Origin of the sequence: Streptomyces caelestis, from assembly GCF_001279005.1 — a bacterium.
Classification (GTDB): Bacteria; Actinomycetota; Actinomycetes; order Streptomycetales; family Streptomycetaceae; genus Streptomyces; species Streptomyces heliomycini.
In genome coordinates, this window is sequence record NZ_LGCN01000278.1 from 1 (window position 1) to 4,972 (window position 4,972).

The 4,972-nt window shown below is 73.6% G+C and carries 3 protein-coding genes; all 3 read right to left on the reverse strand.

What is annotated here, in order from left to right; translation table 11 throughout:
* Positions 1-133: 133 nt before the first annotated feature.
* The 3 genes from ADK41_RS38160 to ADK41_RS38170 all read right to left on the reverse strand — a co-directional run bounded on the left by ADK41_RS38160 (position 134) and on the right by ADK41_RS38170 (position 4,909).
* Positions 134-1,798: a glycosyltransferase family 2 protein gene (locus ADK41_RS38160; protein WP_030837322.1), complete on the reverse strand. Its 1,665-nt coding sequence runs from the start codon at positions 1,796-1,798 to the stop codon at positions 134-136.
* Positions 1,795-3,987 carry a CDP-glycerol glycerophosphotransferase family protein gene (locus ADK41_RS38165; protein WP_030837326.1) on the reverse strand — a complete coding sequence of 731 codons (2,193 nt, stop codon included), beginning with the start codon at positions 3,985-3,987 and terminating at the stop codon, positions 1,795-1,797. The genes ADK41_RS38160 and ADK41_RS38165 overlap by 4 nt, the downstream gene beginning before the upstream one ends.
* A 91-nt stretch (positions 3,988-4,078) precedes the next feature.
* Positions 4,079-4,909 (reverse strand): ABC transporter ATP-binding protein, encoded by an 831-nt coding sequence (locus ADK41_RS38170; RefSeq protein WP_053670371.1) that lies wholly within the window; start codon positions 4,907-4,909, stop codon positions 4,079-4,081.
* Between the last annotated feature and the right edge of the window lie 63 nt (positions 4,910-4,972).

Sequence of the window (4,972 nt, forward strand, 5' to 3'; positions counted from 1 at the left end):
CCCCGGACCCCCGCTCCTCAAACGCCGGAGGGGCTGAAGAGGTCAGGCGCCGGAGGGGCTGAAGAGGTCAGGCGCCGGAGGGGCTGAAGAGGGCGGGTGTCGGGAGGGCTGAGCGTAGCCGGGTGGGCTGGGTTCAGCCGGAGGAGCTGAACACGCTCGCCGCCAGGCGGGCCGCTCGGCGGATGCGGGGGCCGGTCAGGCGGTGGGTCGTCGGGTGGAGGACGTTCGCGGTGAGGCCGGTCGGCTGCCAGCGGAGCTGGAGGCGGCCCGGGCCGTGGCCCTCGGGCTCGATCGTGAGCCGGTGGCGCGGGACGCGGGCGGTCAGGGGCGGGAAGGCCGGCGGGGCCAGCAGCAGCCCCCGGTTGGCGCGTCCCCGGCAGACCAGCCGGACCAGCGGATGGCGCACCCCGGCGAAGCCGCTGAGCGGGAGGCGCGCGGCCGCCGGGGCGAGACGGACGCGGCCCTCGAAGACACCGGGGCGGACCGGGGAGAGCCGGAAGGGGACGGTCAGGCGGCGCCGGCCGGGGGAGACGATCAGGCTCGCGCGCTGTGGGCCGACCAGGAGGCGCAGGGCAGGGTCGTACGTGCGCACGGTCAGGTCGACGGAGGCCCCGGGCCCCCGGGTGATCCCGGTGATCTCGTGGCGGAACCAGGCGACGGAGAACGGGCGGGTGGCCGGATCCAGCTCGGTCAGGTCCAGTTCACGGCGGGCGCCCGCCGACCCGGGGACCCGCCCGCCCCAGTACGTACGGCCGTCCGGGCCCGTGGTCAGCTCCCTGGGGGCGACACCGTGCCCCAGCCCCCGGGCCGCCCACCGGACCTCGGTCAGGCGCCGGTCGCGGAGGAGCTGGAGCACCACCCGCTCGGCGCGGGGGAGCCGGGCGTACGCGCCCGGCGACAGGGTCTCCAGGTACGGGTTCACCAGGTCCGCGAAGGCCGCCAGCCACTCCTCGTCCCGGTACGGCAGATCACCCGCGTACATCCGGAAGTCGTGCTTCAGGAACTTGTGGTCCTTGTCCTCGCGCAGCGCCCCGTGCCCGCTCTCCGCCAGGAACGCGTCGATCAGCCGCTGGACGTGGATCCGGTCACGGACGTTGGTGAGCAGGTGCCGCTGGTTGGAGATGGACGCGGCGTCGGAGCCCGCGTACGGGGCGACGTACCAGAGGTACACCGGCTCGGGGACGATCGTGAACCGCTTCGCCAGGCAGTACGCCTGGGCCGAGAACAGCTGGTCCTCGTAGTGGATGCCCTCGGGGAAGCGCAGGTCGTGCCGGTCGAGGAAGGCGCGGGCGTACATCTTGCCGGTCGACAGGTGCTCGAAGAACAGCCGCGGGTCGGCCTCGATGCCGTCCAGGGTGCGGCGCTCCCGTACGAGGTGCGGCATCCAGGTGGAGCGGCGGCCGGTGTCCACCCGGATCCGCCGCACCGCGCCCATCGCGAAGTCGAGGTCGCGTTCGCGGTGCGCGGCGAGCAGCGCCGCGACCGCCCCCTCGGGGAGCTCGTCGTCGCTGTCGAGGAACATCAGGTACGGCGCCCGCGCGATCTCCAGCGCACGGTTGCGCGGAGCGCTGCACCCGCCGCTGTTCTCCGGCAGCCGCAGACACCGGATGCGGCGGTCGCGGGCCGCCAGCGCCGTCGCCACCAGGGGGGTGTCGTCCGTGGAGTGGTCGTCGCTGATGACGATCTCCAGGTTCCGGTGGGTCTGGCGGCGCACGGACTCCACCGCGCGGGGGAGCCGTTCGGCGTCGTTGTGCACGATCACCGTGACGGTGACGTCGGGGACCTGCGGGGTGCTCATGACGCCTCCTCGGGCTTCGGGGCCGGGGTGCGTTCCCCGATCGGCAGCACCGGCGGCAGCGACGCCTCGTCCTGGCCGAGGAAGACCCGGCGTACGACGCGTTCGGCGGCGCGGCCGTCGTCGTACTCGCAGAACCGGCGGCGGAAAACGGCCCTGGCCTTCTCCGCGCCGTCGTCGCGCCAGGCGTCGGTGGTGAGGATCCCGGTCAGCTCCTCCTGGGTGCGGGCCACCGGGCCGGGCGCCTCCGCCATCAGGTCGAAGTAGACGCCGCGCGTGGTGCGGTACGTCTCCCAGTCGTCGGCGTGGACGACGATCGGGCGGTCGAGGTTGGCGTAGTCGAACATGATCGACGAGTAGTCCGTGACCAGGACGTCGGCGGCCAGGCACAGCTCCTCCACCGGGTCGTAGGAGGAGACGTCCACGACGCGGCCAAAGCGGCGCGGTCCGGTCAGCGGGGAGGCGGCGCCGTCGTAGAAGTAGTGGCCGCGCACCAGCAGCACGGTGTCCTCGCCGAGGCGGTCGGAGAGCGCGGCGAGGTCCAGGCGCGGGGTCCAGCCGGCCTCGTAGTCGCGGTGCGTGGGCGCGTACAGGACGGCCCGGCGGCCCGGCGCGATGCCGAGGCGGGCGCGGACCGCCCGGATGTCGTCGGCGCCGGCCGTGTAGTAGACGTCGTTGCGCGGATAGCCGTGGTCGAGCGAGACGAACCGGGACGGGTACGCCCTCTCCCACATGCGGGTGGTGTGGCTGTTGCTGGAGACGCTGTAGTCCCATTTGTCGACGCGTGCCAGCAGCGCGTCGAAGTCCAGGCCCTGGGCGGCGGCCGGGAACGGCAGCTGGTCCACGCCCATGCGCTTGAGCGGGGTGCCGTGGTGGGTCTGGAGGTGGACCGCGTCGGGGCGTTTGACCACGGCGTTCGGGAAGTTGACGTTGTTGACGAGGTACTTCGCGGTGGCGAGCACCTCCCAGTAGCGGCGGGTGCCGGGGACGACGTGGTCGGTGCCGGGCGGGAGCAGGGCGGCGTTCTCGCCGGTCACCACCCACACCGGGTGGATGTGCGGGGCGAGCTCGGCGAGTTTCGCGGCGATCGCGGCAGGGTTGCAGGCGACCCCGCGGTTCCAGTAGGCGGCGAACACCGCGAGGCGGGGGTCGACGGGGCGGTGCAGGGCCCTGCGGTACTGCTGGTCGCGGATCCGGGCGCCGAGGCGCCGTCTGCCGGTGCGCACCGTGGACCGCACGGCGCGGCGGGCGCGGTTGGCGCTCTGGAAGGCGCGGTACTTGCCGTAGGCGCCCTCTTCGAGCAGGGAGCGGCGGACGCCCTCCGGGCCGGCGGGCCGCCGGTGGCCCTCGGGGCGGAGGCGCAGGGCGGCCGCCCCGGCCCGGTGGAAGAACTCCCGGGCCACGTCCTCGGGCATGTCGCCGCGGCTGAAGGCGCGCAGGCAGTCACGGACCATGATCTCGTAGAGCACGGTGTAGACGGCGGGGCGTTCGCGGGCGAGGTCGAGGAGGCTCTCGTAGCGGTCGACGAGCGCGTAGTGCCGGTCGGGGGTGACCGGGGGGAGGGCGGCGGGCCGCAGCCGGCGGTCCTCTTGGGCGATGTGCGGCAGGACGGCGACGCGGTCGGCGAGCAGCAGGGCGGCGAGGGCCGCCCGCGGTTCGTCGTCGGTGGTGAGCCGGTCCTCGTGGGCCCGCCAGAAGCCGGCGCGCAGGACGCGGGTGCCGAGCAGCGGGGTCAGGCGCAGCAGGTAGGCGCTGTCGTCGAGGGCGAGGTCGGTGCGGCCCGCGCGGGCGAGCAGCGGGCCGTCCGCCGAGGGCAGTCCCGAGCTGCGCCAGGTGCTGCGCAGGTGGTCCAGGAGCAGGACGTCCACGGCGCCGGGGAGCTCGGCGACCCGTTCGGCGACGGTGCGGGTGCTGCCGGGCGGCAGGCCGTCCTTGGCGCGGACGAAGTGCAGCCAGCGGCCGGTGGCCCGCGCCGCCCCCGCCGTCCGGGCCGTCGCGTCGGACGTGCCGTCGGGCAGGGGCAGCACCTGGACGCGCGGGGCGTGCCGCCGGGCGGTCTCGCGGGCCCAGTCGCCGACCGCGGCGACGACGACCTCGGTGTCCGGGAGGGGACGGTCGGCGAGGGAGTCGAGCAGGCCGGTCAGGTGGTCCTGGGTGTTCGGCCCGTGGACGATGACGCTGAGCTCGGGCATCGCGGGACTCCTTCGGCTGCTCGTCGCTCCGGACGGTCCTCTTCGGTCATATTGGCATCAATACGATGAAGTGGCCGCGCGGGCGTGGGCCTCAGGAGGGCACCGGTACCGCCTTCGGTTTCGGCTTGCGGGCCTTGTCCGTGCCCGAGGTGAACGCCTCGTACTCCTTGAGCACGTCCTTCGTGGGTCCGTCCATCAGCAGCTCACCGCGTTCCAGCCAGAGCACGCGGTCGCAGGTGTCGCGGATCGACTTGTTGTTGTGGCTGACCAGGAACACCGTGCCGGCCCGCTCGCGCAGCTCCCGGATCCGGGCCTCGGAGCGCTTCTGGAAGGAACGGTCGCCGGTGGCCAGCGCCTCGTCGACCAGGAGGACGTCGTGGTCCTTGGCGGCGGCGATGGAGAAGCGCAGCCGGGCCGCCATGCCGGAGGAGTAGGTGCGCATCGGCAGGGTGATGAAGTCGCCCTTCTTGATGCCGGAGAAGTCGACGATCTCGTCGTAGCGGGCGCGCACCTCCTCGCGGGACATGCCCATGGCGAGCCCGCCGAGGTACACGTTGCGCTCGCCGGTCAGGTCGCGCATCAGAGCCGCGTTGACGCCGAGCAGGGAGGGCTGGCCGTCGGTGTAGATGCGGCCGTTCTCCACCGGGAGCAGCCCGGCGACGGCCTTGAGCAGGGTCGACTTGCCCGAGCCGTTGGTGCCGATGAGCCCGATCGCCTCGCCCCGGTACGCCACGAAGGAGACCCCGCGCACGGCGTGCACCGTGCGCACACCGGACGCCTTCTCGGTCTGCCCGCGGCGCAGCATGCGGTTGAGGGCGGCGGTGGCGGAGCCGCGTCCGGCGCCGGTGCCGTTGACCCGGTAGACGATGTCGACGCGGTCGGCGACGACCGTGGGGATCTTCTCGTCGGTGGTGTCAGCCACGGCCGTACCTCTCCTCAGCCTTCCAGAAGTAGACGAACCCGATCACGCCGGCCAGCAGCGCCC

Bases quoted from the DNA above. Each gene is read 5' to 3' on its own strand.
- ADK41_RS38160 (WP_030837322.1), bottom strand. From the start codon at position 1,798: ATGAGCACCCCGCAGGTCCCCGACGTCACCGTCACGGTGATCGTGCAC.
- ADK41_RS38165 (WP_030837326.1), bottom strand. From the start codon at position 3,987: ATGCCCGAGCTCAGCGTCATCGTCCACGGGCCGAACACCCAGGACCAC.